The sequence below is a fragment of the Acidovorax sp. GW835-FHT14B10 genome, from assembly GCF_058793725.1.
This window is the reverse complement of record NZ_JBXAGC010000014.1, coordinates 40,566-55,590: the sequence shown is the minus strand read 5'-3', so window position 1 is coordinate 55,590 and position 15,025 is coordinate 40,566. Positions and strand designations below refer to the sequence as shown.

At 65.2% G+C, this 15,025-nt stretch carries 17 protein-coding genes; 6 read left to right on the top strand and 11 right to left on the bottom strand.

Translation table 11 applies throughout. The annotated features are described in order from the left end of the window. Window position 1: 1 nt before the first annotated feature. From AC1Q5S_RS12500 to AC1Q5S_RS12475, 6 genes are all read right to left on the bottom strand, one after another. On the bottom strand, window positions 2-1,189 hold the full coding sequence (locus AC1Q5S_RS12500; RefSeq protein WP_422203601.1) for a vWA domain-containing protein: 1,188 nt from the start codon (window positions 1,187-1,189) through the stop codon (window positions 2-4). Window positions 1,190-1,296: 107 nt separating this feature from the next. Further along, window positions 1,297-2,646 (bottom strand): MmgE/PrpD family protein, encoded by a 1,350-nt coding sequence (locus AC1Q5S_RS12495; protein WP_422203603.1) that lies wholly within the window; start codon window positions 2,644-2,646, stop codon window positions 1,297-1,299. Beyond that, on the bottom strand, window positions 2,631-3,413 hold the full coding sequence (locus AC1Q5S_RS12490; RefSeq protein WP_422203605.1) for an enoyl-CoA hydratase/isomerase family protein: 783 nt from the start codon (window positions 3,411-3,413) through the stop codon (window positions 2,631-2,633). Before AC1Q5S_RS12490 ends, AC1Q5S_RS12495 begins: the two co-directional genes overlap by 16 nt. A 21-nt stretch (window positions 3,414-3,434) precedes the next feature. Further along, window positions 3,435-4,595 (bottom strand): acyl-CoA dehydrogenase family protein, encoded by a 1,161-nt coding sequence (locus AC1Q5S_RS12485; RefSeq protein WP_422203661.1) that lies wholly within the window; start codon window positions 4,593-4,595, stop codon window positions 3,435-3,437. A 21-nt stretch (window positions 4,596-4,616) separates the two neighbouring features. Then, entirely contained in the window at window positions 4,617-5,813 is a 1,197-nt protein-coding gene (locus AC1Q5S_RS12480; protein ID WP_422203607.1) for a CaiB/BaiF CoA transferase family protein, read from the bottom strand. 7 nt (window positions 5,814-5,820) lie between these two features. Further along, complete coding sequence (locus tag AC1Q5S_RS12475; RefSeq protein ID WP_422203609.1) at window positions 5,821-6,600, bottom strand: GntR family transcriptional regulator; 780 nt, start codon at window positions 6,598-6,600, stop codon at window positions 5,821-5,823. Between the two features lie 258 nt (window positions 6,601-6,858). On the opposite strand from AC1Q5S_RS12475, the gene AC1Q5S_RS12470 reads away from it, so the two are divergent. Next, window positions 6,859-7,872 (top strand): Bug family tripartite tricarboxylate transporter substrate binding protein, encoded by a 1,014-nt coding sequence (locus AC1Q5S_RS12470; RefSeq protein WP_422203611.1) that lies wholly within the window; start codon window positions 6,859-6,861, stop codon window positions 7,870-7,872. A 15-nt stretch (window positions 7,873-7,887) separates the two neighbouring features. Here the strand turns inward: AC1Q5S_RS12470 and AC1Q5S_RS12465 are convergent, their stop codons facing one another. The 3 genes from AC1Q5S_RS12465 to AC1Q5S_RS12455 form a co-directional block, all read right to left on the bottom strand. Continuing rightward, window positions 7,888-8,487, bottom strand: a complete 600-nt coding sequence (locus AC1Q5S_RS12465; RefSeq protein ID WP_422203613.1) for a GNAT family N-acetyltransferase — start codon at window positions 8,485-8,487, stop codon at window positions 7,888-7,890. Between the two features lie 2 nt (window positions 8,488-8,489). Continuing rightward, the gene (locus tag AC1Q5S_RS12460) at window positions 8,490-8,720 is read right to left on the bottom strand and encodes a hypothetical protein (RefSeq protein ID WP_303837558.1); all 231 of its coding nucleotides are present in this window, start codon (window positions 8,718-8,720) and stop codon (window positions 8,490-8,492) included. 103 nt (window positions 8,721-8,823) lie between these two features. Beyond that, on the bottom strand, window positions 8,824-9,678 hold the full coding sequence (locus AC1Q5S_RS12455) for an AAA family ATPase (RefSeq protein WP_303837556.1): 855 nt from the start codon (window positions 9,676-9,678) through the stop codon (window positions 8,824-8,826). A gap of 105 nt (window positions 9,679-9,783) precedes the next feature. Here AC1Q5S_RS12455 and AC1Q5S_RS12450 point away from each other — a divergent pair, with 105 nt between their 5' ends. Next, window positions 9,784-10,446 carry a c-type cytochrome gene (locus tag AC1Q5S_RS12450; protein WP_303837554.1) on the top strand — a complete coding sequence of 221 codons (663 nt, stop codon included), beginning with the start codon at window positions 9,784-9,786 and terminating at the stop codon, window positions 10,444-10,446. 514 nt (window positions 10,447-10,960) lie between these two features. Then, entirely contained in the window at window positions 10,961-11,854 is an 894-nt protein-coding gene (locus tag AC1Q5S_RS12445; RefSeq protein WP_422203616.1) for a universal stress protein, read from the top strand. Window positions 11,855-11,871: 17 nt separating this feature from the next. Here AC1Q5S_RS12445 and AC1Q5S_RS12440 read toward each other — a convergent pair whose 3' ends face one another. Next, window positions 11,872-12,306, bottom strand: coding sequence for a DUF1841 family protein (locus AC1Q5S_RS12440; RefSeq protein WP_422203618.1), 435 nt, complete (start codon window positions 12,304-12,306; stop codon window positions 11,872-11,874). A gap of 175 nt (window positions 12,307-12,481) precedes the next feature. Between AC1Q5S_RS12440 and AC1Q5S_RS12435 the strand changes: the two genes are divergently transcribed. Continuing rightward, window positions 12,482-12,703 carry a hypothetical protein gene (locus AC1Q5S_RS12435; protein ID WP_303837548.1) on the top strand — a complete coding sequence of 74 codons (222 nt, stop codon included), beginning with the start codon at window positions 12,482-12,484 and terminating at the stop codon, window positions 12,701-12,703. Window positions 12,704-12,751: 48 nt separating this feature from the next. On the opposite strand, the gene AC1Q5S_RS12430 is transcribed toward AC1Q5S_RS12435, so the two are convergent. Next, window positions 12,752-13,549, bottom strand: a complete 798-nt coding sequence (locus AC1Q5S_RS12430; protein ID WP_422203620.1) for an IclR family transcriptional regulator domain-containing protein — start codon at window positions 13,547-13,549, stop codon at window positions 12,752-12,754. Window positions 13,550-13,641: 92 nt separating this feature from the next. Between AC1Q5S_RS12430 and AC1Q5S_RS12425 the strand changes: the two genes are divergently transcribed. Together AC1Q5S_RS12425 and AC1Q5S_RS12420 are read left to right on the top strand one after the other, a co-directional pair. Then, complete coding sequence (locus AC1Q5S_RS12425) at window positions 13,642-14,343, top strand: 3-oxoacid CoA-transferase subunit A (protein ID WP_303837544.1); 702 nt, start codon at window positions 13,642-13,644, stop codon at window positions 14,341-14,343. Window positions 14,344-14,372: 29 nt separating this feature from the next. Further along, window positions 14,373-15,017: a 3-oxoacid CoA-transferase subunit B gene (locus tag AC1Q5S_RS12420; protein ID WP_303837542.1), complete on the top strand. Its 645-nt coding sequence runs from the start codon at window positions 14,373-14,375 to the stop codon at window positions 15,015-15,017. The last annotated feature ends 8 nt before the right edge of the window (window positions 15,018-15,025 follow it).

Here is a 15,025-nt window from a genome sequence, read left to right as displayed (position 1 = left end):
CTTATTTTGACAGCAGCCGCATGGTTTCTTCTAGCCCCTTGAGTGACAAAGGGTACATGCGGTTGCCGATGAGCTGCTGGATGATGCTGATGCTCTGGCGGTACTGCCACACACCCTGGGGCTCGGGGTTGATCCAGGCGAATTTGGGGAAGGCGTGCGTCAGGCGCTGGATCCACTCGGCGCCGGCTTCCTCGTTGTTGTATTCCACACTGCCGCCGGGCTGCAAAATTTCATACGGGCTCATGGTCGCGTCGCCCACGAAGATCAGCTTGTAGTCCTTGTTGTACTTGCGGATGATGTCCCAGGTCGGGAATTTTTCGGCAAACCTGCGGCGGTTGTTCTTCCACATGAAGTCGTACACGCAGTTGTGGAAGTAATAGAACTCCAGGTGCTTGAACTCGGTCTTCACGGCACTGAACAGTTCTTCCACGCGCTGGATGTGTTCGTCCATGGTGCCGCCCACGTCCATCAGCAGCAGCACCTTCACGTTGTTGTGGCGCTCGGGCACCATCTTGATGTCCAGGTAGCCGGCGTTGGCCGCCGTGCTGCGGATGGTGTCGGGCAGGTCCAGCTCCAGCTCATGCCCCTCGCGCGCGAACTTGCGCAGGCGGCGCAGCGCCACCTTGATGTTGCGCGTGCCCAGCTCCTGCTGGTCGTCGTAGTCCTTGTAGGCGCGCTGCTCCCACACTTTGACGGCGCTCTTGTTCTTGCCCGCGCCGCCAATCCGGATGCCCTGGGGGTTGTAGCCGCCGTGGCCAAACGGCGAAGTGCCGCCCGTGCCGATCCACTTGCTGCCGCCCTCGTGGCGCTCTTTCTGTTCTTCGAGGCGCTTCTTGAGCGTCTCCATGAGTTCGTCCCAGCCCATCTTTTCGATGGCGGCCTTCTGCTCGGGCGTGAGCTCGTTCTCCAGGATCTTGCGCAGCCAGTCGGCGGGGATCTCCTTGGTGAAGTCGGCCACCATCTCCACGCCCTTGAAGTAGGCACTGAAAGCACGGTCGAACTTGTCGTAGTGCTTTTCGTCCTTGACCAGCACGGTGCGGCCCAGGTGGTAGAAGTCGTCCAGGCTCCAGCCGTCCACCGACTTGGGGCCCACCACGCCGGCCTGCAGGGCTTCGAGCAGGGTGAGGTATTCCTTGACGGATACCGGTAACTTGGCGGCGCGCAGGGTGTAGAAGAAGTCAATCAGCATGGGGACAGCCTTTTCTGCCCATTATGTGTCCGACTGGAACAAAGCGCCTGTCGTGTACCGGACGCATGAAAGCCCGGTTGTGACCCCCGGAAGATCACCAACAGATTTTATTCAGCGGCGCTTTTGCTGCGCAAGAAAATGGCTGCGCGCAGGCCGCGCAGAAACGTTTTCACCGGCTGGGCCTGGTCGGCTTCCAGCCAGGCGGTGGCGGTGCCTGGGAGAATCTTTGTCGTGCCATTGGTTTCGCAATCCGTCCACTTGGTGACCAGTTCTTCGTTGGTGAAGGGGTCTTGCAGGGAGCCGGGCGCCCAGTCCACCAGGATCGATTCTTCCCAGCTGGCTGTTGTGACTGTCACCTGCACCGGCGCGCTCTCCAGCGGCTCATGCGGGCCGGGGCGCTCGCTCACGCGCACCCGGTCCATCTGCGGGCGCAGTGCAGCACGGGTTGCGGCGGCATCGCTGAAGCTGGCCAGGCCCACGGTGCCGTCCACCCATGCGGCGGCGGCGCAGTAGGGCGCGCTGAACTTCGCCTGCAGGCCGGTACTTGGTCGAGGGTGCTTGAGTGGCGCGGTGCCACCGTGGGGGAACAGCACGTCGATGGTCACGGGCGCGTCGCCCGCTTGCGGCGGGCGGTGTTCGCGCAGGCGCTGGATGCCCGCGATCATGCGGTGCGTCAGGTAGCAGCTTGGGTAGCGCTTGATTTCGAACCCCGGCGCCAGCACGGCCCAGGGCGTGTTTGCATCCCAGCGCGGCAGTTCGAGCTGCGCCCCGCCGGAGAAAGCGTGGGCGAAACCGGCGAGGGCGTCGTCACTTGCGGTGGCCCCTGCTTGCGCCAATGCCACTGCGCGGATGGCGGCGCTGGCCGCGAAGCCCACGTGCAGCGGCTTGGTATCGGTGCCGAAGTTGGCGCGAAGGCCGCTGGCTGAACTGGCTGCGATCGACAGCGTCGTGCGCAGTTGCGCCGCAGGCAATTGCAGCAGGTGGGCACATGCGGCGGCTGCGCCGACGACACCCAGCGTTCCGGTGGCGTGAAATCCCAGCGCATAGTGGCCAAAACCCAGCCATGCGCCAAGCCGCAACATGACCTCGGTGCCCACCAGATGGGCCGCGAGCAGGTCGGAAAGCTCCACCTCGCTGTTCGTTTGGTCGATTACCGCCAACAGCGCCGACACCACGGGCGCGCTAGGGTGGCAGGTGGCCAGCATGCAGACATCGTCATAGTCCAGCGCATGCGACGCCGTACCGAGCACAAGGGCCATGTGTTCTGCGCCCGCCGTGTCAGCCGCGCGCGCTGCTGCAAGCGTCGCTGGCTCGCGGGCGCCACCCACCATGCAGGCCAGGGTATCTAGCCAGGCGCGGCGCGCGTGCTCCAGCGCTGCGGGTTCGATGGTCGGGGCACGGCGCGCGTAGAGCGCTTCCACCAGGCCCCAGAAGTCAGGGTTTACCTTTGCGTCCATTGTGGCTCCCGTTTTTCGTTGAAGGCGCTGATGCCTTCGAGCCGGTCCGGCGAGCGCACCAGCAGGTTGTGAAATGCCAGGTCCAGCGCGTAGCCGCTGCGGAAGTCGCAGTCCGCACCCTGCTGCAGCGCGATCTTGGCAGTGCGAACGGCCATGGGGGCGGCGCGGGTGATCTCACGCGCCAGTTCCAGCGCGCGCGGCAGGTGCCCGCCCGTGGCGACGCACTCGTTGAGGATGCCCCATTCCTGCGCCTGTCGCGCCTGGATGCGTGCGCCGGAAAACAGCATCTGCTTGGTCTTGCGCACGCCGATGGCGCGCGCAAGGTTCTGCAGGCCGCCACCGCCGGGCAGGAAGCCGCGCTTGACCTCGGGCAGTGCGATATCACAGCTGTCATCGCCGATGATGAAGTCGCACATCAGCGCGAGCTCGATCCCGCCGCCATGCGCAATGCCGTGCATGGCGGCAATGATCGGGCGCGGGAAGTCGCGGATTTGCAGCAGCACGTCTTCAATGAGCTGGTGCTGAGCGGCCCAGTCTGCGTCGCTCATGTGGTTGCGCTCCTTGAGGTCGCCCCCGGCGGAAAACGCACGCGGTCCGGCGCCCTGGATCACGAGGCAAGACAGCGTGGTGTCGTAGGCCAGCTCGCGCAACAGCGTCCACAGCTCGCGCCACATGGCGGTGTTGAAGGCGTTGAGCACTTCCGGTCGGTTGAGGGTCAGCACCGAGACACCGGGACTGACGTTTTTTTCGAACAGCAGGGTTTCCATGGCGGGTTGCTCCAGGAAGGTTTAGTACGACCGCGGCATGTCCAGCAGGTGCTGGGCGACATAGGCCAGAACGAGGTTGTTGGAGATGGGCGCGGTGCGGAACAAACGGGTTTCCTTCCATTTGCGTTCGATGTCGTATTCGGTGGCTACGCCGTAGCCGCCGTAAGTGGTCATGGCGGCCTCGGCTGCTTCCCACGAGGCCTCTGAGCACAGGTACTTGGCCATGTTGGCTTCACCGCCGCAGGGCAGGCCCTGGTCGAACAGTGACGCCGCTTGGTTGCGCATGAGTTCGGCGGCACTCAGGTTCATATGTGCTTTGGCAATCGGAAACGCCACCCCCTGGTTGGCGCCGATGGGTTTGTCGAACACCACGCGGCTGGTGGCATAGGTGCGAGCGCGATCAATTAACCATTTGCCGTCGCCGATGCATTCACTGGACACGAGCAGCCGCTCGGCGTTCAGCGAAGACAGAAGGTAGCGAAAACCCTGGCCCTCCTCGCCCACGCGCCATTCGTCGGCTACCTCCAGGTTGTCGATAAATACCTCGTTGGTGTGGTGGTTGAGCATGGTGTCTATGGTGCGCGGCTGCAGGGTCTTGCCCGCCTTGGCGATGTCCACCAGGAAAAGACTCAGCCCGTCGGTCTTGCGCGAGACCTCCTCATAGGGCGTGGTCCGGGCCAGCAGCAGGTACATGTCGGACTGGCGAAAGCGCGAGGTCCAGATCTTCTGGCCGTTGATGACGTAACCGCCATTCACCTTTTTGGCGAAGGTTTTGATGCGCAGTGTGTTGGATCCAGCGTCCGGCTCGGTCACGCCGAAGGCCTGTAGGCGCAGATCGCCCGTGGCGATGCGCGGCAGGATGGCCTGCTTTTGCGCATCGCTGCCGTGCTGCAGCACGCTGGCCATGGTGTACATCTGGGCGTGGCAGGTGGCTCCGTTGCCGCCTTGGCGGTTGATCTCTTCCAGGACCACGCAGGCATCCAGCAGGCCCAGGCCGGAGCCTCCATAGGGCTCCGGAATCAGGGCCGCGAGCCAGCCCGCCTCGGTCATGGCCGCCACGAATGCATCGGGGTAGGCCTCGCGCGCATCGCAGTCGCGCCAGTACGCATCGCCAAAGCGCTGTGCCAGTTCACCCACCGCGGCACGGATCTCCTGCTGGGTGCTCGAATACGCGAAATCCATCATGGTTCCTTGTCTTGTCGTTCAAATCTGTACGGTGCCGTTGCTCACCAGCTGCGCGATGCGTTCCTCGCTCACGCCGGCGGCGTGTAGCAGGGCCTGGGAGTCAGCACCCACGCGGGCGCTTAGGTGGCTGGCGAATTCACGTTGACCGTCGAAGCGGATGGGCGTACCGATGGCGCTCAGGGGGCGGTCCGGGCCGCCCTCCCAGGCCAAGGGGTGTGCGATGTTCACGGCCTGAACCTGCGCGTCTTGCATGACCTGCGACAAGTCATTCACCGGGCTGACCGGCACGCCTTGCGCCTCCAACCGTTCGATGACCTGGGCCGTCGGCAGCACCCCGGTGATGGCTTCGAGCGTATCGTGTACCAATTCGCGGTGCTTCACGCGTTCGGCGTTGGTGGCAAATCGTTCGTCCTCGGCCAGGGCCAGGTGGTCTAGCCCCTGCAGCAGTTTGCGAAACAGCCGGTCGTTGCCGCAGCCGATGAATACCTGGCCGTCACCGCACTGGAATACCTCGTAGGGCATGAGCATGGCAGTGGCCGAACCCATGCGGCGCGGCAGTTTGCCGCTGGCGCTGTAGTTGGCGATGGGGTTGGTCATCCAGGCCACGCCGCTCTCCAGCAGCGAGGTGTCGACGCGGCAGCCTCGGCCGCTGTCCTTGCGCTGTGACAAGGCCGCGACGATGCCCAGCGCCGACCACAGACCCGTGCCGATATCGACCATTGACACGCCCACCCGGGCAGGCGCGAGTCCCTCGTGGCCGTTGACCGACATGATGCCCGCGTAGGCCTGGATCAGTGGGTCATAGCCGGGAAAGGCGGCGCGCGGCCCGCTCGTGCCATAGGCGCTGATGGCGCAGTAGATCAGCCCGGGGCGGCTTTCGGCCAAGGCCTCGTAGCCTAGCCCGCGCTGCTCGGCGCTGCCGGGCTTGAGCGAGTGCACGAAGACGTCATCGGGCAGCAGCATGCTGACCAGCAGGGCCTGGCCCTCAGGGTCGTCCAGGTTGATCGCCAGGCTTTGCTTGCCGCGGTTGAAAGTGGCGTAGGTGGGTGACATGGCCGCGCCGATGTTGGGCGCCCAGTGGCGTGTGTCATCGCCGGCGCCAGGGCGCTCGATTTTGACCACCTCGGCGCCGAGGTCGGCCAGCACCTGGGTGCAGTAGGGCCCTGCAACGTTCTGCGTGAGGTCGATGACGCGTTGTCCTGCCAAGGGCTTCATGGGGCTTTCATTCCTGGTTTGATGGGGATTGCGTGATGCCTGCGCCCGACACATGGCGCAGCGTGACGGCGTACTGGAAGCGGTCCTGCGGATGCAGCGAATCGGTCACCTCCAGCAAGGTGCGCTGGCTGTCGTAGTACCAGCGTTGGATGCGCAGTAGGGGCTCGCGCGTTTTGCAGCGCAGCAGCGTGGCCTGCTCGCGTGTGGCGATGCTGATGCCGATGACCTGGAGCACTTCGCTGACCATGCGGCCCTGCAGGCGTTGCACCTCGATGAACACCGGCAGGCCAGACTGGCTCGACGCATCGATGGCGCCTTTGCTGACCAGGGGCACCCAGACCGAGGACAAAACGATGGGTGCCTCCTGCTCCGCCGCCGTGCGCAGCGTGCGTGCCAGGCACCAGGTCGCACCGGTGCCTGTGCCTATCCACTCCGCCGTGGGTTCGTCGAGCGAGATGTCTTTGACGTCCAGCACGCGCACCGTGGTGTTGCGCGCGTAAAGGGCCAGTTCCGAGATGGTCTGCAGCGAGTGCGAGGGCGTCGATTCGGGCCTGCGTCGCAGCACGCGCGTACCTACACCCTGGTGGCCGGCCACCAGTCCCATGGCCTGCATGTCTGCCAGCGCCGCACGCACCGTGTGGCGGCTCACGTGCAACTCGGCGCATAGCACCGCTTCTGTCGGTAGCAGCGCGCCGACGGGCCAGCGGCCACTCTCGATGCCGCGCACGAGATGTGCGCAGACGAGGCCGCGTTTGCCGGCGGGGGGGCTTGGGGGCGAAATGGGCATGCAAAAGGGGCGTACTTGTACGGACAAGTTTCGCGATCTGTGCGGTCCCATGGTGTGCGGGATAACCCGTGCTTGTCTGGTGAATGCCATACAAATCGGGGTTGTCCCGCACGGGATATGAAAGGCGGATTTTTATACTGACCTTACTGGCCTTGATGGCACCAGCTACAGGCCCGGGCACATTCGCCTACAGGGCACCTCACATCACGGAGACCACGATGATGGTCCCGGACCATCCGGTCTTTTCAGGAGCTTTCCATGTCCCTCGATCTTGAACAACCCCGACTGACCCTGGGTCGTCGCCACCTGCTTGCTCTTGGGGCTGCTTCACTGGCATCGCAGGCTTTGCCGGTGCACGCCAGCGATGCCTGGCCGGCCAAGACGATCCGCATCATCGCCGGGCAGGCCCCGGGCTCGTCGAATGACTCCACGGCACGGGCGCTGGCCGACTACCTTGCCCAGAAATTGGGCGTGTCCGTGGTGGTGGAAAACAAGCCCGGAGGCTCGGGCATGATCGCGGCCGAGAGCGTGGCGCGCTCCGCGCCCGACGGCTACACGCTGCTGATGTCTCTGCACAGCCAACTGGCGCAGGCGCCTGTCTTGCTCAAGAAGCCGCCGGTCAACACCGACAAGGATTTTTTGCCCATTGCGGCCATGGGTGTCGGTCCGGTGGTGGCCATGGTGAACAAGGACTTTCCTGCGCAGACGCTGGAGCAGGTGATTGCCTATTCCAAGAAAAAGCCGATCAACGTCGGCAACTATTCCATCGGCTCGGGCTGGCAGTTGATGTTGGCGCAATTGGCCAAAGACACTGGGGGTCAGTTCAACGTGGCCAATTACAAGGGCACTGGCGCCATGCTCATGGATCTGTACGCCGGCACCATCGACATGGGCGCGGGCTCGCTGGCGGGCATGGGCGCGGGTCTCGACAAGGGGGCGATTAGGCCCGTGGTGATTACCGTGGGCGAGCAGTCGCGCCGGCTGCCGGGCGTTCCGCGCTGGATCGATGTCGGTTTCAAGGGGTCTGCCTACGAAGATCTGGCCGAATGCAACATGCTGTTCGCGCCTGCGGGCACCTCGCCCGAGGTGACGCGGCGTCTGGCGGATTTGTTCACTGCGTCGGTGAATGATTCGCAGCGCATCAAGGCAGTGCGCGAAACACTGCACGAGGACGGCCCGGTACTGACGGGCGATGCGCTGCGCAAGTTCATCGATCGCACCTGGCCCAGTTATCGGCGCCTGACGCGCGAGCTGAATCTGGTGGTGGACTGACGGAGCGGTGGACCGTCAGGTGCCTTCGTGGCACCCCAGCAAATAGTGCAACTGTGCCCGGGCCTCGGGCCACTCACCGGCACGCATGCTGTACATCACTGTGTCGCGGATGGTGCCGTCGCGGCGCAGCGCGTGGCCGCGCAGCACGCCGTCCTTCCTGGCGCCCAGGCGCTCGATGGCGCGCTGCGAGGCGAAGTTGTAGTTGTCGGTGCGCCAGCCCACCACATGGCAGCCCAGCGTGTCGAAGGCGTGGCCCATCATGAGCAGTTTGCAGGTGGTGTTGACATGGGTGCGCTGCACGCTCCTGGCGTACCAGGTGTAGCCAATCTCCACGCGGCGCACCGCAGGCACGATGTCGTGGTAGCTGGTGGAGCCCAGGACCTTGCCCGTGGTTTCTTCGACCACGGCGAACGCAAAGCGCTGGCCCTGCTCGCGCATGGCCAGCGCGCTTTCGATGTAGGCGCGCGTGCCCTCGGGCTCGGGCACCGAGGTGATGCGCAGTTTCCACAGCTCGCCATCGGCCGCCGCAGCGGCCAGGCCTGCTGCGTGGGCGAGTGCCAGCGGTTCCAGGCGCACGCCACGGTCGCGCAGGATGACGGGTTCCACCAGCGCCATGGTCACGGTTCCGATTTCGCGCGGCGGCTGGCGCGCCAGCGCCGCGCCGCATGCAGGCCCAGGCCCCCACCCAGGCCCACCAGCACGATGCCCACCAGGCTGGCGGTACCGTAGCCCGCGGCAAAGATGTCGAAGCCCAGCAACTGGCCCAGCCAGAAGCCTGCCAGCGCGCCGCCGACAAAGCCCACGGCGTCGGATGCGCCTTCCATCAGGAGTCGTTGGGTATCGGTCATGCGAAAGATGGAGTGGGGGCGACCTGTGCTGCCAGCCGGCCCATCCGGCGCGGCGCAGCGCCCATCGGGGCGTTGCAGGCGGGATGACGGCGCTGCGCGGGGCTCATCGGTTCCTCTGGTTCATGAACACCAGCTTCTCGAACAGGCTCACATCCTGCTCGTTCTTGAGCAGCGCGCCCACCAGCGGGGGCACTGCCACCTTGTTGTCGGCGCTTTGCAGGGCCGACAGCGGAATGTCCTCGGCCACCAGCAGCTTGAGCCAGTCGAGCAGTTCGCTGGTCGAGGGTTTCTTTTTCAGGCCCGGCAGGTTGCGCACGTCGTAGAACGTCTTCATCGCCACCCCCAGCAGCTCGCTCTTGAGCGTGGGGAAGTGCACGTTGACGATCTGGCGCATCGTGTCGGCTTCGGGGAACTTGATGAAGTGGAAGAAGCAGCGGCGCAAAAACGCGTCGGGCAGCTCCTTCTCGTTGTTGGAGGTGATGAACACCAGCGGGCGGTGCTTGGCCTTGATGAGCTCGCGCGTCTCGTAGCAGTAGAACTCCATGCGGTCGATTTCGCGCAGCAGGTCGTTCGGAAACTCGATGTCGGCCTTGTCGATCTCGTCGATCAGCAGCGCCACGGGACGGTCGGCCGTGAAGGCCTGCCACAGCACGCCCTGCACGATGTAGTTGCGGATGTCCTTCACGCGCTCGGCGCTGTCCCCATCATTGAGCTGGCTGTCGCGCAGGCGGCTCACGGCGTCGTATTCATACAGGCCCTGCTGCGCCTTGGTGGTGGACTTGATGTGCCACTGCAGCAGCGGCATGTCGAGCGCCTGGGCCACCTCCTCGGCCAGCATGGTCTTGCCGGTGCCGGGCTCGCCCTTGATGAGCAGGGGGCGCTGCAGCATGATGGCGGCGTTCACCGCGAGCATCAGGTCCTGGGTGGCGACGTAGTTCTGGGAGCCTTGAAATTTCATGAACAAAACACCGAATCGTTGATGGATGGGCTTGACAAGCGCTGGCTATAATCGCCGACTGATCAGAGCCCCCGAGCTGAACCTTCACACGATTGTGCGCGCAAAATGAACAAGACGTTGACTACGATATTCGCCCTGGCTGTCGCTTCCGTGACGGCGATTGCCCAAGCCCAGGAAACCAAAGGCGACGTCGAAGCCGGCAAGCAGAAAATTGCGATGTGCATCGGGTGCCACGGCATTCCGGGTTACCAGTCCAGCTTTCCCGAAGTGCACAAGGTACCCATGATCTCGGGCCAGAGCGGCAAGTACATTGCTGCCGCGCTCACCGCCTACAAGAAGGGCGAGCGCAAGCACCCCACCATGCGCGGCATTGCCGATTCGCTGACCGAGCAGGACATTGCCGATGTGTCGGCCTACTATGAGCAGCACGGCAAGACCGGCGCCGAAGTGGCCGCCAAGCCAGGCCGCGAACCCAGCGTGCAAGTGGCCGAGTTGCTGAAAAAGGGCGCCTGCGTGTCCTGCCACGGCGACAACTTCTCCAAGCCCATCGACCCGTCCTATCCCAAGATCGCGGGCCAGCACGCCGACTATCTGTTTGTGGCGCTCAAGTCGTACAAGGTGGAAAAGAACGCCCATGTGGGCCGCGGCAACGCCATCATGGGCGGCATCGCCAAGCAGTTCACCAACGCCGAACTGAAGGCGCTGGCAAGCTATGTGGGTTCGCTGGATGGCGACCTGCACACCGTGCCGCAATCGCGCTTTCGTTGAGCTGACCACTGGCTGGGGTCTGGCCCCGCCGATCCACGCCATTCGCCAAGAGCCCGCAGCCCGCGGGCTCTTTTGTTTCTGCCGGCGGACGGGTGCTGGTTGCCGCAGCTGTCGGCTTATCTGGCACGCTGCGCAGGGGCTTGGTTGCCCTTTGGGGGGTGCGTTGGTAAAATACCCCTATGCAAATTCTGGTTTTTCCCTCCTGTGTCCGTGCCGCCGAGTCGTCCAAGACGGCTGCGCTGCCCGCACGCGTCGTGCAAAGGACGGGTGTTCAGAAACCAGCTTCGCCGGCCGCAGATTCCTAGGCCCGGCGGTTTCTTCTTCCCCAAGAGCGTCATCGAACCACCGCCGGGCAGTGCTGCCGGACCAGCGCGCGCGCATGTCGCGCTGCAGCGATGGAGCTTCCGGCTTCCCTTCGCTCACGTTCCGTGGTTTTCCGTGGCGTGGGCGCATGGATGGCGCAACCCAGCGCGGCGCCCTGCGCCGGCCGTTCGTACGCTCACCGGGAAGTTTCATGCATCTTCAAACGATTGTTGCCCTCACCGATTTTTCTGCCGCTGCCGAGCAGGCGCTGGACCGTGCCGCCATGGTCGCAGCCAGCCACCATGCGCGCTTGCGCATCTTCTACGGCACCGACAGGCCCGACCCCAAGTTCACCGACCCGCACGCGCGGCTGGAGCAGCGGGCGCGCCAACTGGCCCGGCGCCACGACATTGCCGCCGTTGCAGGAGGACGGGGCACCGGCGACGTGGTGGCCGATGCGCTGGCCGCAGCGGCGGGAGCTGACTTGCTGGTGATGGACCGGCGCACGCATTGCAGCTGGATGCACCTGCTGCGGAGCTCGCCATGGGCGCGGGTGCTGCGCGGCAGCCGCTGCCCGGTGCTGATCGTGCAGAACACGCCCGAGGGGGCCTATCAGCATGTGCTGATTGCGGTGGATTTCTCCGAGGCCGCAGGGGCGTTGGTGCGGTATGCCGGGGGGCTGCAAGCCGAGGCGCGGCTGGAGCTTTACCACGCCATTGACCGCCGCGACGAGGCCAGGCTGCGCAGCGCCGAGGCATCGATGCAGGCCATTCAGACCTATCGCGCAGAAGTGCGGGAGCACGCACGCCGCAAGATGCTGCCGCTGGCCACCGCTTTTGACACCCGCCGCAACCGGGTCGCCACGGTCATCGGGGCCGGCGATCCTGCGCGCCAGCTGGCGGTGCAGCACGAGGCCTCTGGCGCCGATCTGATTGCCGTCGGCCATACACGCCGCTGGACAGCCATGGGGTGGTTGATGGGCAGCGTTGCGGTGCGGCTGGTGGGCGGCGTGCAATGCGATGTCCTGGTGTTTCCCCGCGGCTATGCGCTGCAGCAAGGGCGCATGGCGGCGCCCAAGCGTACGGTTTCCGGTGTGTCTGCCTGACGCCTTGGCCGGCGCGCTCAGTCCCGCGTGGCGCGGCGCTGCACGCAGGCGATGTAGGCATCGCCGTCCGGCGGGCGGCCGGCGCGCTGGCTCTCCCACAGCATCTGGCCCAGGCAGTCCATGGTGGCGTGGTGGGCGTCGTGCAGCGAGTCCAGCCGTGCCGTGAGCAGTTCGACCGCCTGGCGAATGCCGCGCGGTTGGTCGATGCTGCACTGCTCGCTGATCGACAGGTGCATTGACAGGTGCAGGAACGGGTTGGTCTGCTCTGGTGTTTCGTCGTAGTTGCGCGCCACGGCGGCGTCGGTATCGGCCAGCTCGGCGTGGTATTCGGGGTGCTCGGCGATCCACAGGCTGGCCAGGGTTTCGATGGCCTCCATGGGCTGGCCGCTCAGGGTCTTGGCGTGCACCGCGCAGAGGAAGCGGCGCACATCGGCTTGGGACGGGTTGAACATGGCGCTGAGCGTAGCACGCAGATGCGCTGGCAGCAGCAGGGCGCTGGCGCGCGCCCTTGCGGTGGCGTCCTACACGCGCCGCTGCTGCGCGGACCTACAGTGGCCGGGCACGGGTGGGGAAACCGGGGTCAATGCCGTGCCTTTGTCCAACAACCCCGGATGTGGGAGAGATGCCATGAATGCACTGCGCCTGATCGGAGTGGTCCTGATCGTGCTGGGGCTGGCCGGTTTTTTTACTGGCGGTTTCAGCTTTACCAAAGAGACCACGCAGGCCAAGCTCGGCCCGCTGGAACTGACCGTGAAAGACCAGCAATCGGTGAACGTGCCCCAGTGGCTGAGTCTGGGCGCGATAGCGCTGGGGGCGGTGGTGCTGGTGCTGGGCTTTCGCAGGCATTGAGCGGGCGTCCCGCGCGGCCCTTGGGGGCGTCCGCCCACAGCGCGGGGATCAGCTGTGCTGGGTGCCCAGCATGCGCGAGATGGCCTGCGCGGCCCGCAGCAGGGCGGGCAGCATGGTGGCCTGCATGACCTCGGCACTGGAGCGGTTGGCCTGGCCGCTGATATTGAGGGCGGCCACGGTCTGGCCCGCGCGGTTGGTCAGTGGTGCGGCAATCGAGATCAACCCCTCTTCGAGTTCCTGATTGATCAGGCACCAGCCCTGTGTGCGTGCCTGGCGGATGCGCTCCAGCAGGGTGGGCATGTCCATCACGGTGTGCTGGGTGAAGCGCTGCGGGGTCAGCCCCTGCAGCCGCGCCTGCAGCGCGTCGTCGGGCAGGCTGGCCAGCAGCACCCGCCCCATCGATGTCCAGGCGGCAGGCAGGCGCGAACCCACGCCCAGGTTGGTGCGCATGATCTTGTGGGTGGGCAGCCGCAGCACGTAGACGATGTCGAGGCCGTCGAGCACGGCCGCCGAGCACGACTCGCGCACCTGCTCCACCAGCGCTTCCATCACCGGCTCGGCCAGATCCCAGATGGGCATGGACGACAGGTAGGCAAACCCGAGGTCCAGGATGCGCGGGGTGAGGCGAAACAGCCGGCCATCACTTTCCACATAACCCAGCGTCTGCAGCGTGAGCAGGATGCGCCGGGCGCCGGCGCGGGTCAGCCCGGTCTGCGCGGCCACCTCGCTCAGGGTCTGCTGCGGCGCGCTGGCGCTGAACGAGCGGATCACTTCCAGGCCGCGCGCGAAGGACTGCACGTAGCTGTCGCCTGGTCTGGGGCTGGCAGGAGGGGTATTGGTGTTCATGGAGTGCTCGGCTTATAATTCTTTATGCGAACATTTGTTCATTATAAGAACAAATGCAGGCGATTTTTTTGCTACTTCCCGGAAGACTTTCCATGATCAACAAGATAGCGGACTCGGTGGCGCAGGCCCTCTCGGGTGTGAAGGACGGGGCCACCGTGCTGATTGGCGGCTTTGGCACGGCGGGCATCCCGGACGAGCTGATCGACGGCCTGATCGCCCACGGCGCGCGCGATCTCACCATCGTCAACAACAACGCCGGCAACGCCGAGCAGGGCGTGGCGGCGCTGCTCAAGGCGGGCCAGGTGCGCAAGGTCATCTGCAGCTTTCCACGCCAGGCCGACAGCTATGTGTTCGATGGCCTCTACCGCAGCGGCAAGCTCGAACTGGAGCTGGTGCCGCAGGGCAACCTGGCTGAGCGCATCCGCGCCGCCGGTGCCGGCATTGGCGCTTTCTTCTGCCCCACGGCCTATGGCACGGAACTGGCCAAAGGCAAGGAAACCCGCGAAATCAACGGCAAGCACTACGTGCTGGAGTACCCCATTCATGGCGACGTGGCGCTGATCAAGGCCGACAAGGGAGACCGCTGGGGCAACCTCACCTACCGCATGTCGGCGCGCAACTTCGGCCCGGTGATGGCCACCGCCGCCAAGACCACGATCGCCACGGTGCACGAGGTGGTGGAACTGGGCGCGCTCGATCCCGAAGCCATCGTCACGCCGGGCATCTATGTGAGCCACGTCCTGAAGATCGCCCGCGTTGCCACGCAGGCCGGTGGTTTCAAGAAATCTGCATGAAATTGGCCTCTGGCGCAAAAGGAGCGAGCGTGAGCAGCTATCAAAAACGTAGTAAAGAAGAGTTGGCCAAGCGGGTGGCGCAAGACATCCACGACGGCGCCTATGTCAACCTGGGCATCGGCCAGCCGACCCTGGTGGCCAACCACATCCCGGCGGGCCGCGAGGTCATCCTGCAAAGCGAGAACGGCATCCTGGGCATGGGCCCGGCGCCGGCCGCGGGCAGCGAAGACTACGACCTCATCAACGCCGGCAAGCAGCCCGTCACCCTGCTGTCGGGTGGCGCGTTCTTCCACCATGCCGACAGCTTCGCCATGATGCGTGGCGGCCACCTCGACATCTGTGTGCTGGGCGCCTTCCAGGTGTCGGCCACGGGCGACCTGGCCAACTGGAGCACGGGCGAGCCCGGTGCCATCCCGGCCGTGGGCGGCGCCATGGACCTGGCCATCGGCGCCAAGCAGACCTGGGTCATGATGGACCTGCTCACCAAGCAGGGCGCCAGCAAGGTCGTGGCCCAGTGCACCTATCCGCTCACCGGCATCGGCTGCGTCAAGCGCATCTATTCCGACCTGGCCACGCTGGCCTGCACGCCGCAGGGGCTCCAGCTCATCGACAAGGTCGAGGGGCTGGAACACGCCGAACTCGAACGCCTGGTCGGCCTGCCCATCCAGGCCTGAATCTTCCC